This window comes from Cellulosimicrobium cellulans (assembly GCF_016907755.1).
In the GTDB taxonomy this organism is placed as follows: domain Bacteria; phylum Actinomycetota; class Actinomycetes; order Actinomycetales; family Cellulomonadaceae; genus Cellulosimicrobium; species Cellulosimicrobium cellulans_D.
On the sequence record NZ_JAFBCN010000001.1, the window covers coordinates 4,509,332 to 4,528,021 of the forward strand.

General features: G+C 74.3%; 19 protein-coding genes and 1 tRNA gene. 12 read left to right on the plus strand and 8 right to left on the minus strand.

The features are described from left to right. Positions 1-17 precede the first annotated feature (17 nt). Positions 18-146: a hypothetical protein gene (locus JOE63_RS21525; RefSeq protein WP_264031249.1), complete on the plus strand. Its 129-nt coding sequence runs from the start codon at positions 18-20 to the stop codon at positions 144-146. Here JOE63_RS21525 and JOE63_RS19495 read toward each other — a convergent pair. Together JOE63_RS19495 and JOE63_RS19500 are read right to left on the minus strand one after the other, a co-directional pair. Further along, entirely contained in the window at positions 131-418 is a 288-nt protein-coding gene (locus tag JOE63_RS19495; protein ID WP_204543113.1) for a hypothetical protein, read from the minus strand. The two genes, JOE63_RS21525 and JOE63_RS19495, sit on opposite strands and share 16 nt — an antisense overlap. 9 nt (positions 419-427) lie before the next feature. Then, positions 428-919: an NUDIX domain-containing protein gene (locus JOE63_RS19500; RefSeq protein ID WP_204543114.1), complete on the minus strand. Its 492-nt coding sequence runs from the start codon at positions 917-919 to the stop codon at positions 428-430. 180 nt (positions 920-1,099) lie between these two features. Here JOE63_RS19500 and JOE63_RS19505 point away from each other — a divergent pair, with 180 nt between their 5' ends. From JOE63_RS19505 to JOE63_RS19515, 3 genes are all read left to right on the plus strand, one after another. Further along, positions 1,100-1,495, plus strand: a complete 396-nt coding sequence (locus tag JOE63_RS19505) for a RidA family protein (protein WP_087470003.1) — start codon at positions 1,100-1,102, stop codon at positions 1,493-1,495. 61 nt (positions 1,496-1,556) lie between these two features. Beyond that, a complete protein-coding gene (locus tag JOE63_RS19510) occupies positions 1,557-2,279 on the plus strand; it encodes a phosphatase PAP2 family protein (protein ID WP_204543115.1) in 723 nt (240 codons plus the stop codon). Next, positions 2,279-2,974: a phosphatase PAP2 family protein gene (locus JOE63_RS19515; RefSeq protein ID WP_087470005.1), complete on the plus strand. Its 696-nt coding sequence runs from the start codon at positions 2,279-2,281 to the stop codon at positions 2,972-2,974. Before JOE63_RS19510 ends, JOE63_RS19515 begins: the two co-directional genes overlap by 1 nt. 207 nt (positions 2,975-3,181) lie before the next feature. Here JOE63_RS19515 and JOE63_RS19520 read toward each other — a convergent pair whose 3' ends face one another. Beyond that, positions 3,182-4,933 carry a glycosyl hydrolase family 18 protein gene (locus JOE63_RS19520; RefSeq protein WP_204543116.1) on the minus strand — a complete coding sequence of 584 codons (1,752 nt, stop codon included), beginning with the start codon at positions 4,931-4,933 and terminating at the stop codon, positions 3,182-3,184. A gap of 311 nt (positions 4,934-5,244) precedes the next feature. Between JOE63_RS19520 and JOE63_RS19525 the strand changes: the two genes are divergently transcribed. Beyond that, positions 5,245-6,237, plus strand: a complete 993-nt coding sequence (locus JOE63_RS19525) for an L-lactate dehydrogenase (protein WP_204543862.1) — start codon at positions 5,245-5,247, stop codon at positions 6,235-6,237. Positions 6,238-6,331: 94 nt separating this feature from the next. Here the strand turns inward: JOE63_RS19525 and JOE63_RS19530 are convergent, their stop codons facing one another. From JOE63_RS19530 to JOE63_RS19545, 4 genes are all read right to left on the minus strand, one after another. Further along, on the minus strand, positions 6,332-7,021 hold the full coding sequence (locus tag JOE63_RS19530; RefSeq protein WP_204543118.1) for a hypothetical protein: 690 nt from the start codon (positions 7,019-7,021) through the stop codon (positions 6,332-6,334). A 768-nt stretch (positions 7,022-7,789) separates the two neighbouring features. Next, positions 7,790-7,879, minus strand: a tRNA-Ser gene (locus JOE63_RS19535). Between the two features lie 166 nt (positions 7,880-8,045). After that, positions 8,046-9,065: an iron-siderophore ABC transporter substrate-binding protein gene (locus JOE63_RS19540; protein ID WP_204543120.1), complete on the minus strand. Its 1,020-nt coding sequence runs from the start codon at positions 9,063-9,065 to the stop codon at positions 8,046-8,048. A gap of 8 nt (positions 9,066-9,073) precedes the next feature. Next, positions 9,074-9,913, minus strand: coding sequence for a siderophore-interacting protein (locus tag JOE63_RS19545; RefSeq protein ID WP_087470010.1), 840 nt, complete (start codon positions 9,911-9,913; stop codon positions 9,074-9,076). 235 nt (positions 9,914-10,148) lie between these two features. Between JOE63_RS19545 and JOE63_RS19550 the strand changes: the two genes are divergently transcribed. The 4 genes from JOE63_RS19550 to JOE63_RS19565 all read left to right on the plus strand — a co-directional run bounded on the left by JOE63_RS19550 (position 10,149) and on the right by JOE63_RS19565 (position 15,280). Next, positions 10,149-10,892: a DUF4956 domain-containing protein gene (locus tag JOE63_RS19550; protein WP_204543122.1), complete on the plus strand. Its 744-nt coding sequence runs from the start codon at positions 10,149-10,151 to the stop codon at positions 10,890-10,892. After that, on the plus strand, positions 10,889-11,773 hold the full coding sequence (locus JOE63_RS19555; protein ID WP_204543124.1) for a polyphosphate polymerase domain-containing protein: 885 nt from the start codon (positions 10,889-10,891) through the stop codon (positions 11,771-11,773). The genes JOE63_RS19550 and JOE63_RS19555 overlap by 4 nt, the downstream gene beginning before the upstream one ends. Next, entirely contained in the window at positions 11,773-13,860 is a 2,088-nt protein-coding gene (locus tag JOE63_RS19560) for a carbohydrate-binding domain-containing protein (protein WP_204543126.1), read from the plus strand. The genes JOE63_RS19555 and JOE63_RS19560 overlap by 1 nt, the downstream gene beginning before the upstream one ends. A 595-nt stretch (positions 13,861-14,455) precedes the next feature. Next, complete coding sequence (locus JOE63_RS19565) at positions 14,456-15,280, plus strand: NAD-dependent protein deacetylase (RefSeq protein WP_087472560.1); 825 nt, start codon at positions 14,456-14,458, stop codon at positions 15,278-15,280. 102 nt (positions 15,281-15,382) lie between these two features. Here JOE63_RS19565 and JOE63_RS19570 read toward each other — a convergent pair whose 3' ends face one another. Next, a complete protein-coding gene (locus JOE63_RS19570) occupies positions 15,383-15,814 on the minus strand; it encodes a nucleoside deaminase (protein WP_087472561.1) in 432 nt (143 codons plus the stop codon). A 303-nt stretch (positions 15,815-16,117) separates the two neighbouring features. On the opposite strand from JOE63_RS19570, the gene upp reads away from it, so the two are divergent. From upp to JOE63_RS19585, 3 genes are all read left to right on the plus strand, one after another. Continuing rightward, entirely contained in the window at positions 16,118-16,753 is a 636-nt protein-coding gene (upp, locus tag JOE63_RS19575) for a uracil phosphoribosyltransferase (protein ID WP_087470014.1), read from the plus strand. A 326-nt stretch (positions 16,754-17,079) separates the two neighbouring features. Beyond that, the gene (locus tag JOE63_RS19580; RefSeq protein ID WP_087470015.1) at positions 17,080-17,763 is read left to right on the plus strand and encodes a winged helix-turn-helix domain-containing protein; all 684 of its coding nucleotides are present in this window, start codon (positions 17,080-17,082) and stop codon (positions 17,761-17,763) included. Between the two features lie 161 nt (positions 17,764-17,924). Further along, positions 17,925-18,647: an NAD(P)-binding oxidoreductase gene (locus JOE63_RS19585; protein WP_087470016.1), complete on the plus strand. Its 723-nt coding sequence runs from the start codon at positions 17,925-17,927 to the stop codon at positions 18,645-18,647. The last annotated feature ends 43 nt before the right edge of the window (positions 18,648-18,690 follow it).

Here is an 18,690-nt window from a genome sequence, read left to right on the forward strand (position 1 = left end):
CCGACGAGAGGACCGTCATGACCACCGTGACCGAGGCAGCCCGCCGCACCGCGAGCCGCGCGCGCCACTCGCACCTGTCCGCCGCCGCCGTCGTGCTCGTCGGCCTCGCCGCCGGGTTCGCCGCGGCGCCCTACCTGCTCGGCTGAGCCGGGCCGCCGTCCGGCCCGTCCCGCGGGCCCTCGCCGCGGAACGAGTCGACGAAGCCCCAGACGGCGCTCCCGACCCCGCTGAGGCAGAGGATCGAGACCAGGGTCAGCATCAGCGCCTCGGGGACGTCGCCCGCGACCCAGCCCTGGACCGCGCCCGCGACGACGAAGGGGCCGACCAGAGCGGACAGCACCAGCACCGCGACCGCCCACCAGCGGCGTCGTCGCTGGTTGCGCGGCGGCTTCGAGAGTCCGTGGTGATACAGCGCCACGCCCGGAGCCTACGGCTCGACGGCACGGTCGCGGTCGTCCGCCAGACGCTCTTCGAGGCGGTCGAGCAGCGGGACCTGGCCCGCGACGACGAGGCCACGAGCCCTCGCGAGCGGGAACCAGCCGGCCCGGTCGAGCTCGGGGAACTCCTGCATCCGCCCCGAGCGCGGGGGCCACTCCAGCGCGAACGTGTTGCTGGAGATCGCCGTGACGTCGAGGTCCGCCTCGCGTGCCCACGCCGCGACGAGCTTCCCGGCGCGCTGGCGCACGGTCCCGAGGTCGAGGTCGGGCACCTCCGCCGGCGGGGCCGGGACGCCGAGCTCCTCCGCGAACTCGCGCAGCGCCGCGGCACGACCGTCCTCACCGGGCTCCACCTCGCCCTTGGGGATCGTCCAGCCACCCGCGTCCTTGCGCGCCCACAGCGGGCCGCCCATGTGCCCGAGGAGCACCTCGACGACGTCGTCACGGAACCGGTAGAGCACGAGCCCTGCTGACTGCTTCACCCCTCCTTCCTACACAGCCGACGGCGGGACGGCCCGTCGGAGGCCGTGCCCGGGGCCTCCCCGTGAGTGGTTCGCGGGCCTGGGCGGTGCCGGAGGACCGGGCGCCGTCTCCGCCGTGGCCTGTGGGTGGCCGCGCGTAGCGTCGGCCGTCTCAGGACCAGACCGCAGGAGGGGACGACCATGACCACGCCGAGCGTCACGCACCTCAACCCGGCCGGGCTGCACCGCAACCCGGCGTTCTCCCAGGGCACGATCGTCGAGACCGGTCGCACGCTCTACGTCGGCGGCCAGAACGGGACCGACGCCGAGGGCGCGATCGTCGAGGGCGGCATCGCGGCCCAGACCGCGCAGGCGCTGCGCAACGTCCTCGCCGTGCTGGCCGAGGCGGGCGCCGGGCCGCAGGACGTCGCGCGGCTCGCCGTCTACCTCGACCCCGAGGCCGACCTCATGGCGGGCTTCGCCGCCGTCGGCGAGGTCTGGGGTCCGCACCCGGCGGCGGTGACGGTCCTGCGGGTGGGGATCGGCCGGCCCGGTGCTCTCGTCGAGATCGAGGCGGTCGCCGCCCTGCCCGCGTGACCCGTCCGGGCTGACCCCCTCTCCACGAGCGTGCGGCCGTCGCCCCGGCTACCGTCCGGGGGTGCCCGCCGACCCTGCCCCGCGCCGCTCGCTCGGGCGCGCCAGGAGGCGCGCCCTGGGGCGGGCCGCGGCGTACGGGATCGCGGCCTCCGTCCCGGTGCTCGTGCTCGCGTGGCTCGTGCGCGCGGAGTCGGGGCTCGTCGTCGAGGCCGACCGCGCCGCCGTCGCCGCGGCGACCGGGTTCACGGGCGAGCGGCCCGCGTTCGAGCGCACCCTGCTCGTGGGGCAGGAGGTGCTCGCCGCGCGGTGGATGAACCTCGCCGCGATGGGCGTGTGCCTCTGGGCCTGGCGGCGCCGCGGCCTCGGGACGCGCGCGGCCTGGGCGGCCGGGACGATCTGGGGCGCGTGGGCGCTCGGGCTCGGCGCGAAGGAGCTCGTGGACCGCGCGCGTCCCGTCGTCGAGGACGCGGTGACCGTCGTGCCCGGGTCCAGCTTCCCGTCCGGGCACGCGATGAACGCCGCCGCCGTCGGCGTGAGCCTCACGGTGCTCGTGTGGCCGCTGCTCGGTCGTCGTGGCCGCGCCGCCGTCGTCGCCGGCGCGACGGTGCTCGCCCTCGTCACCGCGGCCGACCGCGTGCTGCTCGGTGCGCACTACCCGTCCGACGTCGTCGGCGGCATCCTCTTCGGCGGCGCGGTCGCAGGGGCGTCCGCCGTCGGCTACCACGGGTGGGCGTCCGCCCGGACCGCCCGCTCTTCCGGCTCCGCTCCCAGGAACGAGGTCTGATGCATCCCTTCGTGCACCGCTACGAGCTCGACACGACCCGGCCCACCGCGAAGGAGGTGCTGCGCGACGTCGGGCTCCGGGCGTTCCTCCCCGGCGCGGTCCTGTGGGTGCTCATCGTCGCGACCGGGTTCCTCGTGACGGGCCCGCTGGGCGACCTGCCCGGCGAGGTCGGGATGAACCGCTGGCTGGAGGAGCGGCGCACGCCCTTCTGGGACACCGTGACCGACCTGTTCTCCCTCATCGGGACGACCGAGTTCATCATCGGCGGGACCGTGCTGACGATCCTGCTCGTCTGGTGGCGCACCCGACAGTGGTGGTTCGCCGTCGTGCCCGCGCTCGCCGTCGCGCTCCAGGCGCTGATCTTCCTCACGTCGTCGATCGTCGTGGGGCGCGAGCGCCCCGACGTCTCGCGGCTCGACGAGGCGCCGCCCACGTCGAGCTTCCCGTCCGGCCACACCGGCGCGTCCGCGGCGTTCTACCTCACCCTCGCCCTGCTCGCGCAGCGCATCACGCACCCCGTCCTGCGCGTCGTCGTCACGGTCCTGTGCTGCCTCGTGCCGCTCGCGGTGGGCCTGTCCCGCCTCTACCGCGGCGCCCACGGCCCGGCCGACGTGGTGGTGGGCCTGGTCAACGGCGTCGTCTGCTGCGTCCTCGCCTGGAACTACCTGCGCCGAGACGTCCGCGCACAGCGCTGAGGGCGACACCCACCGCGCGAGGTCGAGGCCCGGTCGGCCGAGGTAGAGGCCTGGTCCCGCGAAGCAGAGGCCCGGTCCCGCGAGGTAGAGGCCTGGTCTGTGCGTACTGTCCCCGGACGACGACTGCGGGCCCGGTCCTGAGACCGGGCCCGCAGTCGTCGTGCGGTGGTCGTCCGGGCGATGCGCGCGCTCGGACGACCCGTCAGCTCACGCGCAGAGACCCACCGGGTCCCACGAGCCCCACGTCACGGACCCGGGCAGCTCGCCCGTGGTCCACCACTGGGCCGTGTAGTTCACCCCGGCGCGGGACACGGTCTGGCCGCCGGTGTAGACGGTCTCGCGCGACCATGCCGGGGCGCAGTCCGCGACCGCGACCTCGGGCGCCGTGCCGCACGGGCCGATCTTCTTCCACGCGGACGACGAGCCCGGCTCCTGGTTGCGGGTCCACCACTGGGCCTTGTACTCCGAGCCCTCGTGCGAGACGACCTCGCCACCGGTGTAGACGCCCGTGCCGTACCAGGGCACGGCGCACTGGTCGGCCACGCCCGGGCCGGGGGTCGCCGCGCGGAACGTCGAGCCCAGCGCGTCACCCAGCTCGTTGCGGTAGTCGCCCGAGAGGTCCCACCACATCGCGCCGCCGTAGCCCTGCGTCGCGACGAACTCGGCCTTGGCCGTCACGGACGCCGGGTCGTCGTAGCTCCACCACTGGTCGCCGTCGTAGAGCCAGCTCGCGCCGATCTCCGGGTCGAAGTACTGCTCGCCGTCGAACGAGCGCAGCTCCGCGTAGGTCTTGGTGCCGACGTAGCCCGCGGCGGGCTGCCAGCCCTGCGAGCCGTCCTCGACGCCGTACCAGCCGTGCCCGTAGGCGGCGAGGCCCGCGTTGACCTGCGACGGGTCGGCGCCCGCGTTGACGTACATGCCGAGCGCGCCGTCGAGCCCGAGGCCCCAGTTCTGCGTGCCGTCCGGGTGCAGGTTGCCCTGGTGGCCCGTCTGGTTCGGCACCCAGCCGCCGTGGAAGTCGTAGCCCTGGACGTTGAGGAAGTCCACGACCGCGAACAGGCGCGGGTCGAGCCAGCCGCCCTGGCCCGCGTTCCAGCCGCCCGCCGGCGCGAACGCCGTCAGGAGGTAGTCCTCGCCGTTCGCCGCGCCGCGCGCGTCGAGCTCGGTGCGGAACTCCTCCATGAGGAGCAGGAAGTTCTCCTTGTCCTCGGGGCGGGCGTTCGCCGTCTCGCCACCGGTGACCGGCCACTCCCAGTCGATGTCGATGCCGTCGAAGATGCCGGCCGCGGCACCCGGGCCGCCCTTGCCGTCGACGACCGGCAGGTCGCCGTCGATGTAGATGTCGAGGCACGAGTCGACGAGTGCCGTGCGACCCTCGGCCGTCGACGCCGCCTCGGAGAAGTTGTCGGACCAGGTCCAGCCGCCGAGCGAGACGAGGATCTTGGTGTCGGGGCTGACGACCTTGAGCTTCTTGAGCTGGTTGAAGTTGCCCGCGAGCGCCTGACCGGGCTTGTCGGCCTTGCCGTCGACGGAGTCCTTGGCCGGGACCTCCGCGACGAAGTCGTTGAGGGGGTCACCCTCGCCGGGGACGTCGGCGATGTCGCACACGAGGTCGGTCGTGACGTTCCCGAACGCGTAGTTGATGTGCGTGAGGTCCTCGATCGCGCCGGTGCGCACGAGGTCGGCCACGTGGAAGTCGCGGGTCACGCGCGAGTCGGCCATGACGTAGCCGACGCTGCGGAACCCGTTGATGTCCGACGGCCCGGCGACCGAGGCCGCCGGCTTCGCCGTCGGCTGCGGCGCCGCCACCGCGGGCGACGCGAAGGTGGCCGCGGTCAGGGCGAGCGCCCCGACGACGGCGGTGGTCGCGACCACGCGCGAGCGGGCGGTCGGTGCGGGCGAGGTCTTGGCGAGCGAGCGGCCCGAGGAGGCCGCGCTGGGTGTCGATCGATCGTTCATGAAGGCCTCGTTGCTCTTCGGCCCGGGCTGGGGACCCCGGGATTTGTTCGGTCTCCTGCAACTTACCTGGACACGGGGTGTTTACGCCAGGGTCCGAACGAAAATCGCCCGCGCGGAGATTCCTGCGTTGGACGGCCGGCTCGGGGCCGGTGGACACCCGTCCAGGAGTCCGCCGGCCTCTGCCCGGCCAACGGCCGATCACACGCTCCCCGTGCCCGTCCGGCGAGACGTCCTAGCCTGGAAGCGGCCCGTACTTCTCATGCGACGCACGCGACGAGGGAGTGACTGCGGTGAGGCAGGAGCGGAGCGACATCCAGACCGGTGAGACGAGAACCGGGACAGGCGGGATCCAGACAGGCACGACGGCGAAGGTCGCCGTGGTCGGGGCCGGCTCGGTCGGCGCGACCTTGGCCTACGCCGTCCTGATCCGCGGTGCGGCGCGGGAGGTGGCCCTGTACGACGTCGACACGGCAAAGGTCCGCGCCCAGGCCCTCGACCTCGCCCACGGCATCCAGTTCATGCCCATGGCGCGCGTGGAGGGCTCCGACGACGTCGCGGTCTGCGCGGGAGCGGACGTCGTCGTGGTCACGGCAGGCGCCAAGCAGCAGCCCGGGCAGACGCGCATGGACCTCGCGGCCAAGACCGTCGGCCTGGCGCGCACGCTCATGCCCCAGCTCGTCGAGGTCGCGCCCCAGGCCGTGTACCTCATGGTCACCAACCCGGTGGACGTGGTCACCTACGCCGCCCTGCGGTACTCCGGGCTGCCGCGCGCGCAGGTCCTCGGGTCCGGCGCGGTGCTGGACTCCTCGCGGTTCCGGTACCTCATCGCCGACCACGTCGGCGTGGCCGTGCAGAACGTGCACGCCTACGTCGCCGGCGAGCACGGCGACACCGCCGTGCCCCTGTGGTCGTCCGCGACGATCGGCGGCGTGCCGCTCCTGGAGCTCGACCCGTTCGACGGCCGGGAGCCGCTGACCGAGGAGGTGCGCCGGGCCATCGCGCACGACGTCGTCCACTCCGCCTACGACATCATCGCCGGCAAGGGCGCCACCGCCTACGCGATCGGCCTCGCCGCCTCCCGCATCGTCGAGGCGATCACCAACGACGAGCACCGCGTCATGCCGGTCTCCTCGCTCCTGAACGGGTACCGAGGCATCGACGACGTGTGCCTCTCCGTCCCGACGATGGTCAGCCACGGCGGCGCCGGGACCTTGCTGCCGACGCCCCTGTCCGACGCCGAGCTCGCCGCGCTGCACCGTTCCGCCGACACCCTGCGTGCCGCAGCGGGACAGGTCGGGCTCTGAGGCACGTCCTGACTCCCCGACGTCGCGCCTCCCCACGGCGGAGACGGACGGAGGAGCCTCGCCGACGAGGCGCGCTGCACCTCACGGGCGGCGGCTACGAGCCCGCACGACCAGCCGACGTGTCGGTCCGGGCCTTCGCCCCGTCGATGCTGCGATGAGATCCAGCGCTCAAGGCCCGGGCAACTCCAGCGGGTAGCGCCTCGGCATGTGCCGGGGTGTGTTCAGCAGCCCAGGTCGCGACGAGGTCGCAGAACCGATCAAGGTCCTCCTCGGCACGGGCGAGTGCAGCGCGCACCTGGTCCAGGGGGAACCGCAGCACAGGTCGACTCAGGTCCTGCGCGTCCTGGACGACCTCGACGAGTCCGTCGCGGACCGTGAGGACCACGTCGGGGTCGTGCCCGAACCAGCAGGTGGCCGCCCTCCCACCCAGCACGTCGACGAGCTCGGAGCGTTCGTCGATCGAGCAGCAGCAGCCGGGCAGGATCGTCGAGCCGGTGACCGTGTCGGTGAACTGCAGGCCGCCCATCGCCAACGGCTGGGCATCGTCGGGGTCGTGCGGGGCCAGCGCGCGGGCGAGGTACTCCTCGACCGTCGATGCAGGATCGCCCTCGTCGTCGGTGAAGAACCACCGCAAGATCTGGTGCACCGCCGTCCCCACCTCACGGTCGGTGAGATCACCGTGCAGGGCCTGGTACCAGAAGCCGTCACGCCCGACGACAGGCCAGAGATCGAGCTCGGTGTCTCCGAGAACCTCGAGCACCGGCTCGATCCGCAGCGTCGTCACGCGAGAACCGTGCCTGCGGCAGCACCCGGCGGTCAATCCGTTTCCCGGGGACGATCCGTCTGTCGTAGACGCTGTTCCCGCGGTCTCGACAGCACAGCTGCCCTACCCTGTCGCCATGCACATCACCCCGAAGGGACATGCCGCGTAGGCGCCCTGCTCTGCTCCGCGCAGAAGCTCATCTGCTCGAACGGCCGAGGGCACCGGTGCGACGGCCCAAGGTCGGCGGCGCCGATCTGTCGGGCTCAGCCCGAGCCGCAGTCCTCCGGTACGAACGCCAGACCGACCTGCCACGCGGGTCGGTCCTCGTCGCCTTGACCGTCTGGGAGCGAGCCCCCGCAGTGGTCGAGCCGCCCGTCACGAGCTGCGGGATCTGGGAGTGCTGCGGGTACCACAGGCCCCTCGCGCAGACGCGCGACATCCTCGAGGACCTCGTTCGTCGCGCGCCTTCAGGTGCCGGCAGCGAGCTGCGCCGACGCGTGCGCGAGGCTGACGCGCGGATGGTCGGGCCCCTCGGCGGGTTCTGGTGGCAGGACCAGCTGCGCTGGAGATGACGAAGCGCAGGAGGTTGGCGGAGGCCCGCGCACGGATGGCCGTAGGGCGTCGCGCACCGACCCCGCAGACGCACGTGGCGCGGGACCTACGGGGTCGTCACCGACCGACTGGCTCTGCGGCGGGAGCGACGGTCGCCGAGCGTCACAGAGTGAGTTCTCGTGACCTCCGCACGACGAAGGGCCCCGACCGCAGAATCCTGCGGTCGGGGCCCTTCGGTGGCGGTAGCGGTGAGATTCGAACTCACGGTGGACTTTCACCCACACACGCTTTCGAGGCGTGCTCCTTAGGCCACTCGGACACGCTACCAATGCCGGGAAACCCGGCCCAGGAAGGATACCTGGTCAGACCCCCGGACACCGAATCGGCCGGTCAGACCGCCCGACGACCCCGGCCCGCACCCCGAGCCGAGACCCGCCCGGCGACCGTGCGAGGCGGACCGCCCGGCCCCGCCCCGCGCCGTCGGGCACGGGCGTCACGACCCGCCGAGCGCGTCCGCGAACAGCGGGGTGACGTTGTCGATCGCGTAGATCACGGCCGTGGGCGTGCCGAGCGAGAAGGCGTTGGAGAGGTCCTTGTCGTCGAACACGACGTAGCGCCCGTCCGCCACGGACGGCACGGTCTGGAAGATCGGGAGGGCCTCGACTTCGGCGGCGGTGAAGCCGATGGGCTGGATCACCGTGAGGTCGGCGTCGAGCAGGTCGACGTTCTCGGTGCCGAGGTTGGCGGAGAACTCCTCGCCGGCGGCCGCGTCGATCTCGGGCTTGGTGCTGAACCCGAGGCCCTGCATGAACTCGCCGCGGCTGGACGTCGAGACGTAGGCGCCGAAGCCCTCGGCCCAGTACGACCCGATGACGGCGGTCTTGCCCGCGAACTCGGGGTGCTCGTCGCGCGCGGCAGCGAAGGCGTTGTCGACCTCGGCGAGCAGCTCGTCGCCGGCCTCGCTGCGCCCGAGCGCGGCGGCGATCATGCCGACCTGGTCCTCCATGGGCGTGAGGTAGGCCTCGCCGCCCTCGGGGATCGCGACGGTCGGCGCGATCTCGGACAGCCGCTCGTACCGCTCGGGGTCGCCGGACGACTTCACGTCGAGGATGACGTCGGGTTCGAGCACGGCGATCTGCTCGTACGAGGGTTCGAGCGTCCCGATGATCTCGGGCGACTCGTCGTACGCGCCGTCGAGCCAGGGGCCGACGCCGTCGCCGCCGAACGCGAGCCAGTCGCTCGCCCCGACGGGCTGGACGCCGAGCGCGAGCGCGGTCTCGGCGTCGCCCCAGCCCAGGGCGACGACGCGCTCCGGCGCCTCGGGGATCTCGACGTCCCCGAACGCGGTCGGGATCGTCACGGGGAAGGCGTCCGCGGCGCCGTCGGCGCTCGCGCTGCCCGAGGGCGCGGCGTCGTCCTCGCCGGAGCCGTCCCCGGACGAGCACGCGGCGAGCGCGAGGACGGCGAGCGCGGACGTCGCCGCGAGCGCGCGGCGCAGGGTGGTGCGGTGCATGGGACTCCTCAGTCCTCGAAGATCTTGCCGACGGGCTCGCGCTTCTCCGCCTGGAAGCGGTCCTCCGCGCGGCCGTAGGCCCAGTAGCCGGAGAGCGACAGGTCGGCGCGCGGGACGCCGCGCTCCGCGAACACGCGGCGCAAGGCCTTCATGGCCTCGCGCTCGCCGTGCGCGAAGACGTGCACGCGGCCCTCGCGCCACGCGAGGTCGGCGACGGCGTCGGGCAGGAGCGTCGTCGTCCCGGCGGGCGCGTCGCCGCGCAGCACCCAGGTGACCTCGACGCCGGCGGGCGCCTCGAGCGGGAGGCGGTCCGCCTCGGTGCCGACCTCCAGCACGGCGTGCCCGACGGCGTCATGCGGCATGGCCTCGAGCGCGGCGGCGATCGCGGGGAGCGCGGAGTCGTCGCCCGCGAGCAGGTGCCAGTCGGCGGCAGGGTCGGGCGCGTAGCCGCCGCCGGGGCCGGAGAAGACGATGCGGTCGCCGGGCTTCGCGCGCGCGGCCCACGGCCCGGCGAGGCCCTCGTCGCCGTGCACGACGAAGTCGATCGCGAGGCGTTGCGCCGCCTCGTCGACCCACCGCACGGTGTACGTGCGGGTGACCGGCAGGTCCTCGGGCGCGAGCTTCTCGCGCAGCGCCGCAAGGTCGAAGGGCGGCTCGAGCCCGAGCTCCGGCTTGGCGAAGATGATCTTGACGTACTTGTCGCTGTGCTCGTTCGTCGTGAACGCCGCGAATCCGTCGCCCCCGGCCACGACCCGGACGAGGTGCGGGGAGAGCCGCGCGGTCTCGAGGACCTCGAGGACGGTCTGGGGGCGGGCGCGCCGCGGCGCGGGCGCGGTGGTGGTCGACATGACAACCTCTCGTCGGTGACTTAGGTGAGGCTAACATCGCCGCCTGGACGCGCGGCCGTGACCCCGGTCACGAGAGCCGGTCCGGCGCGCCGGCGCAGGTGAACGACGGGCGTCTCCCGGCCGAACGGGACTCATACACCCGCCCTGTGCCCTCCACAGCGACCGCACAGACTCCTCCGGCGGAATGGGAACGTCCTCGACCACGGCGCCCAGCGCCCCGGCTCCCGGAGGCCTCGTGTCCCAGCCCGTCCTGTACCTCGTCGACCTCGTCGCGGTCACCGTCCTCGCGTTCGGCCTCTACTTCCCCCGGCACCGCCGGCGCGACCTCGTGGTCGCGTACCTCGGGGTCAACGTGGGGGTGCTCGCGGTCGCGGCGACGCTCGCGACGAGCAGCGTCGGCGCCGGGCTGGGGCTCGGGCTCTTCGGCGTCCTGTCGATCATCCGGCTCCGCTCGACCGAGCTGTCGCAGACCGAGGTCGCGTACTACTTCGCGGCCCTCGCGCTCGGACTCCTCGGCGGCCTCGGCGCGACGACCGGCTGGCTGTCCCTCGCGGGAATGGCGCTCGTCGTCGGCGTGATGGCCGTCGTCGACCACCCGCGGGTCCTGCGCCGCGCGCAGAGCCAGAGCGTCGTCGTCGACCGCGCGCTCACCGACCGCGCCGAGCTCACCCGCTACCTGGAGGAGCTCCTCGGCGCCGAGGTCCGCGGCGTGAGCGTCCAGCGCCTCGACCTCGTCAACGACACCACCTGGGTGGACGTCCGCTACACCGAGCCGTGCACCGGCCGTCGTGCGACGCCGGCTCCTGCCCCGGCGGCCGCCGCGCACCTCCTCGTGCCCGACGCCGTGCTCCCGGCCCCGCGCGAGGCCGCGCCCTTCGCGCCGGTCGCCCAGGCGATCCCGCCGACCCCTCCCACCCGGGCAGCGGCCACCACGCCCGCACCGGCGACCCGACCCGAGCGGAAAGAGGTGCGGGCATGAGTCCCCGGACCGTGACGGCGGACGACCGCGTCCGCGCCGTCCTCTACCCGCTCGACGGCGTCGGCCTCGACGAGCTCGTGGACGCTGCCGCGCTGCTCACCCGGGTCGACCGCAAGTACGTCCTACCGGTCGACGACGCGGTGACGGTGCTCGACGCTCTCGCCCGCACGACCACCGCCCGCGTCCTCGAGATCGACGGCGCGCGCAGCGCGGCGTACGAGTCGGTGTACTTCGACACCCCCGACCTCGCGTCGTTCCGCCTCACGGCGACGCGCCGCCGTCGGCGGTTCAAGGTCCGCACCCGGACCTACCTGGACTCGGGCACGACCTTCCTCGAGGTCAAGACCCGCGCCGCGCGCGGCACGACGCTCAAGCAGCGCGTCGCGCACGACGACCGCCCGACGGCGCTCGGCGCGGGTCGCACGTTCGTCGGGCGGACCCTCGCGGCCGAGGGCATCGACGGCGTGCCGGAGCGCGCGCTCGCGCCCGGCCTCGTGTCGCGGTACCGCCGCACGACCCTGCTCCTCCCCCGGGCCGACGGCGCCGCGCGCGCCACGGTCGACACGGGCCTCGCGTGGCAGCTCGACCAGCCGGGCGCGCACGCGCCGCTCACGTGGCGGGTCCCGCACCTGGTGGTCGTCGAGACCAAGGGCGGCTCCACGCCGTCGGACCTCGACCGCCTGCTGTGGCGGCACGGCCACCGGCCCGAGCGGATCTCCAAGTACGGCACCGGGCTGGCGCTCCTGCGCCCCGATCTGCCCGACGGCCCGTGGCGGCGCGTGATCCGCCGCCACCTCTCCCCCTCCCCCGGCGCGACCGCGCCCGCGGGGACCACGACCCTTCCCGCCCGCACGCCCGAGCACGACGACAGGAGCCTCTGATGCGCATCCGCCGACCCCTGACCACCCTCGCCGCCGCCGCGGCGGCCGCCGTCCTCGCGAGCTGCTCCGTGCTGGGCAGCACCGCGACCACGGACACCGCGACGACCGACACGAACGCGACGACCACCGCGAGCGTCGTGTCCGACGCCGTCGCCGGGCTCACCCCTGACCAGGCCCGCGCGGACAACGCCGAGGTGACGGTGGACGACACCGACCTCGCGTACGACGAGTCCTCCGCGGTGACCGTCGCGCTGGACGGCGACACCGCCACGGCGGACGGCGACGGCGTGACCGTCGACGGCTCGACCGTCACCATCACCGCCCCCGGCACGTACGTGCTGAGCGGCACGCTGGAGGGGCAGGTCGTCGTCGACACCGCGGAGGACGGGCTGGTCCAGCTCGTGCTCGACGGCGCCCACATCACGTCCACGACCAACGCCGCGGTGAACGTGCAGGACGCGGAGAAGGTCGCCGTGGTCCTCGCGGACGGGTCGACCAACAGCCTCACCGACGCCGAGACGTACTCCGCCCAGGACGCCGACGGCGAGCCCGACGGCGCGCTGTTCTCGACGGCCGACCTCCTGATCGGAGGCGACGGGGCGCTCACCGTGACGTCGCACGCGAACGACGGCATCGTCTCCAAGGACGGCCTCGTCGTCGCAGGCGGCGAGCTGACGGTCGAGGCCGGCGACGACGGGATCCGCGGCAAGGACTACCTGGTCGTCACGGGCGGCACGCTCGACGTCACCGCCGCGAAGGACGGGCTGAAGTCCACCGAGGACGGCGACGAGACCCTCGGGTTCGTCGACGTGCGCGGCGGGTCGATCACCATCGCGTCGGGCGACGACGGAGTCCAGGCCGTCACCGACGTCATCGTCTCCGGCGGGACGCTGTCCGTGACCGCCGCGGGCGGCGCCGGCGCGACCGTCGCCGAGGACGCCTCCGCGAAGGGCCTCAAGGGCGACGTCGGCGTCGTGGTCGGCGACGACGCGACCGTCACCGTGGATGCCGCCGACGACGCGCTGCACTCCGACGGCGCCGTCTCCGTCTCGGGCGGGACCGTCGAGCTGTCGTCCGGCGACGACGGCGTCCACGCCGACGGGGACGTCACCGTCTCGGGCGGCGACCTCACCGTCACGACGTCCGTCGAGGGCATCGAGGGCGCAGCCATCACGATCTCCGGCGGCGACCTCGACGTCACGGCGAGCGACGACGGCCTCAACGCGACCGTGGGGTCGACGACCGACGAGACGGCGACCGCGACCGACGGCGCGACCGGCGGCGGCTCGATCGGCGACGACGGCTCCACCGGCAGCGACGGTTCGACCGGAGGCGACGGCTCGACCGGCTCGGCGCCCGACGCGACCGCGCCCGGCACGACCGCGGACGGCACGATGCCGGAGCCCCCGGACGGCGCTGCGGCCGACGGCACCCCGCCGGAGATGCCCGCCGACGGCCAGATGCCCGAACCCCCGCAGGGCGGCGAGCTCCCCGACGGCACCGAGATGCCCCCGGGCGGCCCCGGCGGCGCGGGCGGCGGCATGGGCGGTGGCATGGACACCGACGACGGCTCGACGCTGACGATCTCCGGCGGCACCCTCACCGTCGACGCGGGCGGCGACGGGATCGACTCGAACGGCTCGCTCACCGTCACGGGCGGCGAGATCGTCGTCCAGGGTCCGACGAACGACGGCAACGGCGCGCTCGACGTCAACGGCACGTTCACCGTCAGCGGCGGCTCGCTCCTCGCGGCGGGCAGCGCGGGCATGGTCGTCGTGCCGTCCACGGACTCCGCGCAGGGCTGGCTCGCGGCGAACGTGTCCGCGAGCGCCGGCGACACCGTCACCGTCACGACCGCCGACGGCACCGTCCTCGCCGAGCACACGGTCACCAAGGAGACCGCGAACGTCGTCTTCTCCTCGCCCGACGTGACGACCGGCGACACCTACACGGTGACGACTCCGGCGGGCTCAGCAACCGCCGTCGCGGGCGAGTGGACCGGCGGCGGCATGGGCGGCCGGCCTGGCAGCGGTCGTCCGGGCACCCAGGACGGCGCCACGCCCCAGGACGGCACCGCCGAGTCCTGACCGACGTCATCCGGCCCGGACAGCCCTGATCCGAGCGTCCTGCCCGGCGGCCACCCCGGCCGCCGGGCAGAGCCCCGCCGATGGCAGAACGTGGTCTGTCGAGGGAGAGCCCTGGTCAGGCGAGGCCGAGGTGTGGTCACGCCACACCGGGCATGTCGAGACCGTCCGGGCAGTCGCCCGGGTGAGCAACGACCAGGGCGAGACGACGTCGGGCGGGGTGGGTGGTGGTGCCGCGTCGTGGCGGGCCTGGCGGGAGCCGCGAGGAACGAGCGGCGGATGGTAGACGCGGCACCACCACCCACCCCGACCACCCAACCCGACCACACGCCGTCGGGCAGGGTGACCACGCCTCTACCTCGGGCGACCAGGGCTCTACCTCGGCTGACCACGGCTCTACCTCGCGGGCCGTCGTACCGTGGGAGGCGTGCCCACCGACCCGACTCCCCCGCGCTCGACCGAACCCTCGACCGCTTCTCCTGCGCACGTGGCGACGTCCTCCGCGGACCTGCCGCGGTCGACCGTCCCGACCCTGACGTCGCGGCTCGCGTGGCGCCCGAGCCAGCCGCCGCCGTCGGGCACGGAGCCGGAGCCGCCGCTGGGGACGGCGGAGGACGCCGTGCAGCTGCTGCGCGGGCTGCGGGTCACGGCGCTGACGGGTGCGGGTCTGTCGACGGACTCGGGCATCCCGGACTACCGCGGCCCGGACTCGCCGCCGCGCAACCCGATGACGTACCAGCAGTTCGTGCAGGACGAGGCGTTCCGGCGCCACTACTGGGCGCGCAACCACGTCGGTTGGCAGCACGTGCACCGCACGCAGCCCAACGCGGGCCACCGCGCGCTGGCGCGGCTGGAGGACGCGGGGGTGCTGGTCGGGCTGATCACGCAGAACGTGGACCTGCTGCACGAGGACGCGGGCAGCCGGAACGTCATCGACCTGCACGGCCGCTACGACCGCGTGATCTGCCTGCAGTGCGGGCGCGTCATCTCGCGCGAGCACCTCGCGGACCGGCTGACGGCGCTCAACCCGGGGTTCATCGAGAGCATCGGCGACGTCGCGGACGTGGAGATCGCGCCGGACGCGGACGCGGTGATCGAGCAGACGTCGCACTTCCGGCCCGCGCCGTGCGAGTTCTGCGGCGGGGTGCTCAAGCCGGAGATCGTGTACTTCGGCGAGAACGTGCCGCGCGAGCGGGTGGAGCGGGCGTACGCGATGGTCGACGAGGGTGACGCGCTGCTCGTGGCGGGGTCGTCGCTGACGGTGATGAGCGGCCTGCGGTTCGTGCGGTACGCGGCGAAGGCGGGCAAGCCGGTCGTGATCGTCAACCGCGGCTGGACGCGCGGCGACCCGCTCGCGACGCTCAAGGTCGACGCCGGCACCACCGAGACCCTCACGACGCTCGCCGCGACCCTCCCCCGCTGACGCCGAGCACGACGTTGCTCTCGTCATCCGGCCGAGAACGACAGCAACGTCGTGCTCGACGGGGTGCGGGGTCGTGGTCGGCGGCCGCCGCGGCAGCGGGTCTCAGCGCTGGGCCGCGAAGAAGGCGCGCAGGAGGCGGGCGCACTCGTCCTCGCGGACGCCGCCGACCACCTCGACGGCGTGGTTGGCGCGCTGGTCGCGCACGAGGTCCCAGACCGATCCGGTCGCGCCGGCCTTGGGGTCCCACGCGCCGAGCACGAGCCGCTCGACGCGCGCGAGGACGAGCGCCCCGGCGCACATGACGCAGGGTTCGAGCGTGACGACGAGCGTGCAGCCCTCGAGCCGCCACTCCCCGAGCGTCGCGGCGGCCTGCCGCAGCGCGAGCACCTCGGCGTGCGCGGTCGGGTCGCCGGTCTCCTCGCGCCGGTTGCGTCCCACGCCCAGCAGCCGCCCGTCCGGCCCGACGACGAGCGCCCCCACGGGCACGTCGTCGCTCGCGAGCGCGTGGGTCGCCTCGTGCAGCGCGAGCCCCATGAGCGCGTCCCAGACCTGACGGCGCTCCGCGACCGTGCCCGGCGGGAACGTCCCGTCCGCCCACGGCAGGTCGAGCCCGCGCGGCTCCGGGGAACCACCGACCGCCGTCGTGCCCGACGCCGGTCCCTCGCCCGGGTGAGCGGGTTCGCCGGGGTGAGCGACGTCGTCGGGCACGGGACCTCCGGGTGGGGTGAGCTGTCAGCGTCTCACCAGGCTATAGACCGGTGTGGCGCTGACAACTCGCGCACGGCGGGCGGTTACCGGGCGGTACGGGAGGGCCCACGGTCGGATACCGTTGTCGCCATGCGCCTGCACGTCGCCGACCACCCGCTCGTGGCCCACAAGCTGACCGTCCTGCGGAACAAGGAGACGGCGTCCCCGACGTTCCGGCTCCTCGTCGACGAGCTGGTCACGCTGCTCGCCTACGAGGCCACGCGCGACGTGCGTGTCGAGCCGCACGAGATCGAGACGCCGGTCACGACGACGGTCGGCGTGCGCCTCGCCGAGCCCCGCCCGCTCGTCGTGCCGATCCTGCGCGCAGGTCTGGGGATGCTCGAGGGGATGACGCGCCTCCTGCCGACGGCGGAGGTCGGGTTCCTCGGCATGCAGCGCGACGAGGAGACGCTCGAGGCCGTCACGTACGCGAACCGCCTCCCCGACGACCTGACGGGTCGGCACGTGTTCCTCCTGGACCCGATGCTCGCGACGGGCGGCACGCTCGTGGCCGCGATCGACTACGTCTTCGCGCGCGGGGCGCGCGACGTCACGGCGGTCTGCCTCCTCGCGGCTCCCGAGGGGATCCAGGTGCTGGAGAACGCGGTCGGCGACCGCGTGGACGTCCACCTCGTGGTCGCGGCGGTCGACGAGCGCCTCAACGAGAAGGCGTACATCGTCCCGGGCCTCGGCGACGCCGGGGACCGCCTCTACGGCGTCGTCTGACCCGTCCCACCTGGGCGGACGCGCGCGACCCACCTCGGCCGCGTCACCCGACGTCGGCGCCTGAGCCCGGAACGCGAGACTCCCACGGTCCGCATGCTGAGAAGTTCCCGGGCTCCCCTTGGCGTACCGTGCGGTCCGCTGCCATGCTCGCTCCCGTGAGCACCTCGACCCGTCCCGCCAGCGCGCCGTCCGGCGCGCTCCCGGGCGCGGTCATGTGCGTCTGTTGTCAGGCCTGAACCCTCTCCCGCACCTCGGTTCAGCCCTCGACCCCTGCCGACCCGCCGGTTCCCCGGCGACGCCGTCGGCCCGACGCACCCGGAGCCACCATGACGCTCACCGCTACCCGTCCCGCCCGCCGCACCTCGGCCCGCGCCGCCGCGCCCCGAGCCCTCGCACCGCAGCGCCCCGCCGCGCCGCACGCCGCGGTCGCGCCCACCCGCCCGGCCTCGGCGGACGCCGCCCCCCGCCGCAACCCCGGCTTCGTGCTCTACGTCGGCGTCGACGCCGCGCCGGGCGAGCAGCCGCAGGCTCAGCTCGTCGAGCTCGCCGAGGCCCTGGGCGAGCTCGCGCGCGACTGGCTGCCGAGCGCCGAGACGTACACGGCCCTCGCCCTCGCGGAGCCCACGACGGCGACGTCGTCGCCCGTGCAGGACATCGCGGCCTTCCGCGAGCGGCTCGCGACCCTGTCGCCCGTGCCGCGCGTCGTCATCGACCCCGCGGGCCGCACGGTCACGGTCGAGGGCCGGTCCGCGCGCCTGACCTTCCGGGAGCTCGAGCTCCTGTCCTACCTCGCCCGGACGGCGCACCGCGTCGTGACACGGGCCGAGCTGCTCGAGACCGTGTGGGCCGACCACGAGGTCGCCGCGGGCAGCCGCACCATCGACGTCCACGTGCGCCGCCTGCGCGAGAAGCTCGGGCTGGAGCACGTCATCACCACGGTCCGCGGGCTCGGCTACCGGTTCGACCCGCAGACCCCCGTCGTCCTCGGCGGCACGGGGGACGCCGCCTGAGGACCCGCGCTGCCGGGCCGCGGTCGACGTGGGGGTACGTGGGGGACCACGCGCCCGGCAGCGCAACCCCGCCCCAGGACGCCCGGCGTCCCGGCGGCAGGGCCGCCCAGGGCTCCGCCGCTCGCCGGGCGCACTCGCCCGCACGGCGATACGTTCGGCCCATGCGCACAGTCATCGCGGGAGGTCACGGCCAGGTCGGCCGTCGCCTGGCCCGGACCCTGGTGGAGCGGGGAGACGACGTCGTCGCCTTCGTGCGGTCCGCCGCGCAGATCACGGACCTCACCGAGCTCGGCGCGCACGTCGCGCTCATCGACCTCGAGAAGGACGACGCCGTCGCGGTGTCGTTCGAGCTGGAGGGCGTGGACGCCGTCGTGTTCGCGGCCGGCGCCGGTCCCGGCAGCGGGGCACCGCGCAAGGACACGGTCGACCGGGCGGGCGCGGCGCTGCTCGCCGACGCCGCCGAGCGCGCGGGCGTCGGGCGCTACGTCCTCGTCTCGTCCCGCGGCGTCGAGGCGGCGCGCGCCGACGAACGGCCCGACGACGTCGACGACGTGTTCTGGGCCTACCTGCGCGCCAAGGCCGCAGCCGAGGACGACCTGCGCGCCCGCGCCGACCTCGCCTGGACCATCGTGCGCCCCGGACACCTCACCGACGACCCGGGCGTCGGCCTCGTCGCGCTCGCGCCCGTCGGGGACACGGACAAGCCGCGCGGCAAGCGCCGCAAGCCCGGGGCCGCCGTCGGAGAGCGCTCGGACGTGACGCGCGACGACGTCGCGCTCGTCCTCGCCGCGGTGCTCCACGAGCCGCGGTCCGCCGGGCTCGTCCTCGACCTCGTCGGCGGCGACCGGCCCGTGGACGACGCGCTCGCGGACGTCCTGCCGTAGCCCGCTCGTCGACCACGCGCCGTCACCGGCGAGCGAGACGTCG

Excerpts from the sequence above, each read along its gene's own strand:
- JOE63_RS19545 (WP_087470010.1), bottom strand. The coding sequence starts at position 9,913 with ATGTCGACCACCACCGCGCCCGCGCCGCGGCGCGCCCGCCCCCAGACC.
- JOE63_RS19520 (WP_204543116.1), bottom strand. The coding sequence starts at position 4,933 with ATGAACGATCGATCGACACCCAGCGCGGCCTCCTCGGGCCGCTCGCTC.
- JOE63_RS19560 (WP_204543126.1), top strand. The coding sequence starts at position 11,773 with ATGCGCATCCGCCGACCCCTGACCACCCTCGCCGCCGCCGCGGCGGCC.
- JOE63_RS21525 (WP_264031249.1), top strand. The coding sequence starts at position 18 with ATGACCACCGTGACCGAGGCAGCCCGCCGCACCGCGAGCCGCGCGCGC.
- upp (WP_087470014.1), top strand. The coding sequence starts at position 16,118 with ATGCGCCTGCACGTCGCCGACCACCCGCTCGTGGCCCACAAGCTGACC.
- JOE63_RS19580 (WP_087470015.1), top strand. The coding sequence starts at position 17,080 with ATGACGCTCACCGCTACCCGTCCCGCCCGCCGCACCTCGGCCCGCGCC.
- JOE63_RS19570 (WP_087472561.1), bottom strand. The coding sequence starts at position 15,814 with ATGGGGCTCGCGCTGCACGAGGCGACCCACGCGCTCGCGAGCGACGAC.
- JOE63_RS19555 (WP_204543124.1), top strand. The coding sequence starts at position 10,889 with ATGAGTCCCCGGACCGTGACGGCGGACGACCGCGTCCGCGCCGTCCTC.
- JOE63_RS19515 (WP_087470005.1), top strand. The coding sequence starts at position 2,279 with ATGCATCCCTTCGTGCACCGCTACGAGCTCGACACGACCCGGCCCACC.
- JOE63_RS19505 (WP_087470003.1), top strand. The coding sequence starts at position 1,100 with ATGACCACGCCGAGCGTCACGCACCTCAACCCGGCCGGGCTGCACCGC.
- JOE63_RS19585 (WP_087470016.1), top strand. The coding sequence starts at position 17,925 with ATGCGCACAGTCATCGCGGGAGGTCACGGCCAGGTCGGCCGTCGCCTG.
- JOE63_RS19540 (WP_204543120.1), bottom strand. The coding sequence starts at position 9,065 with ATGCACCGCACCACCCTGCGCCGCGCGCTCGCGGCGACGTCCGCGCTC.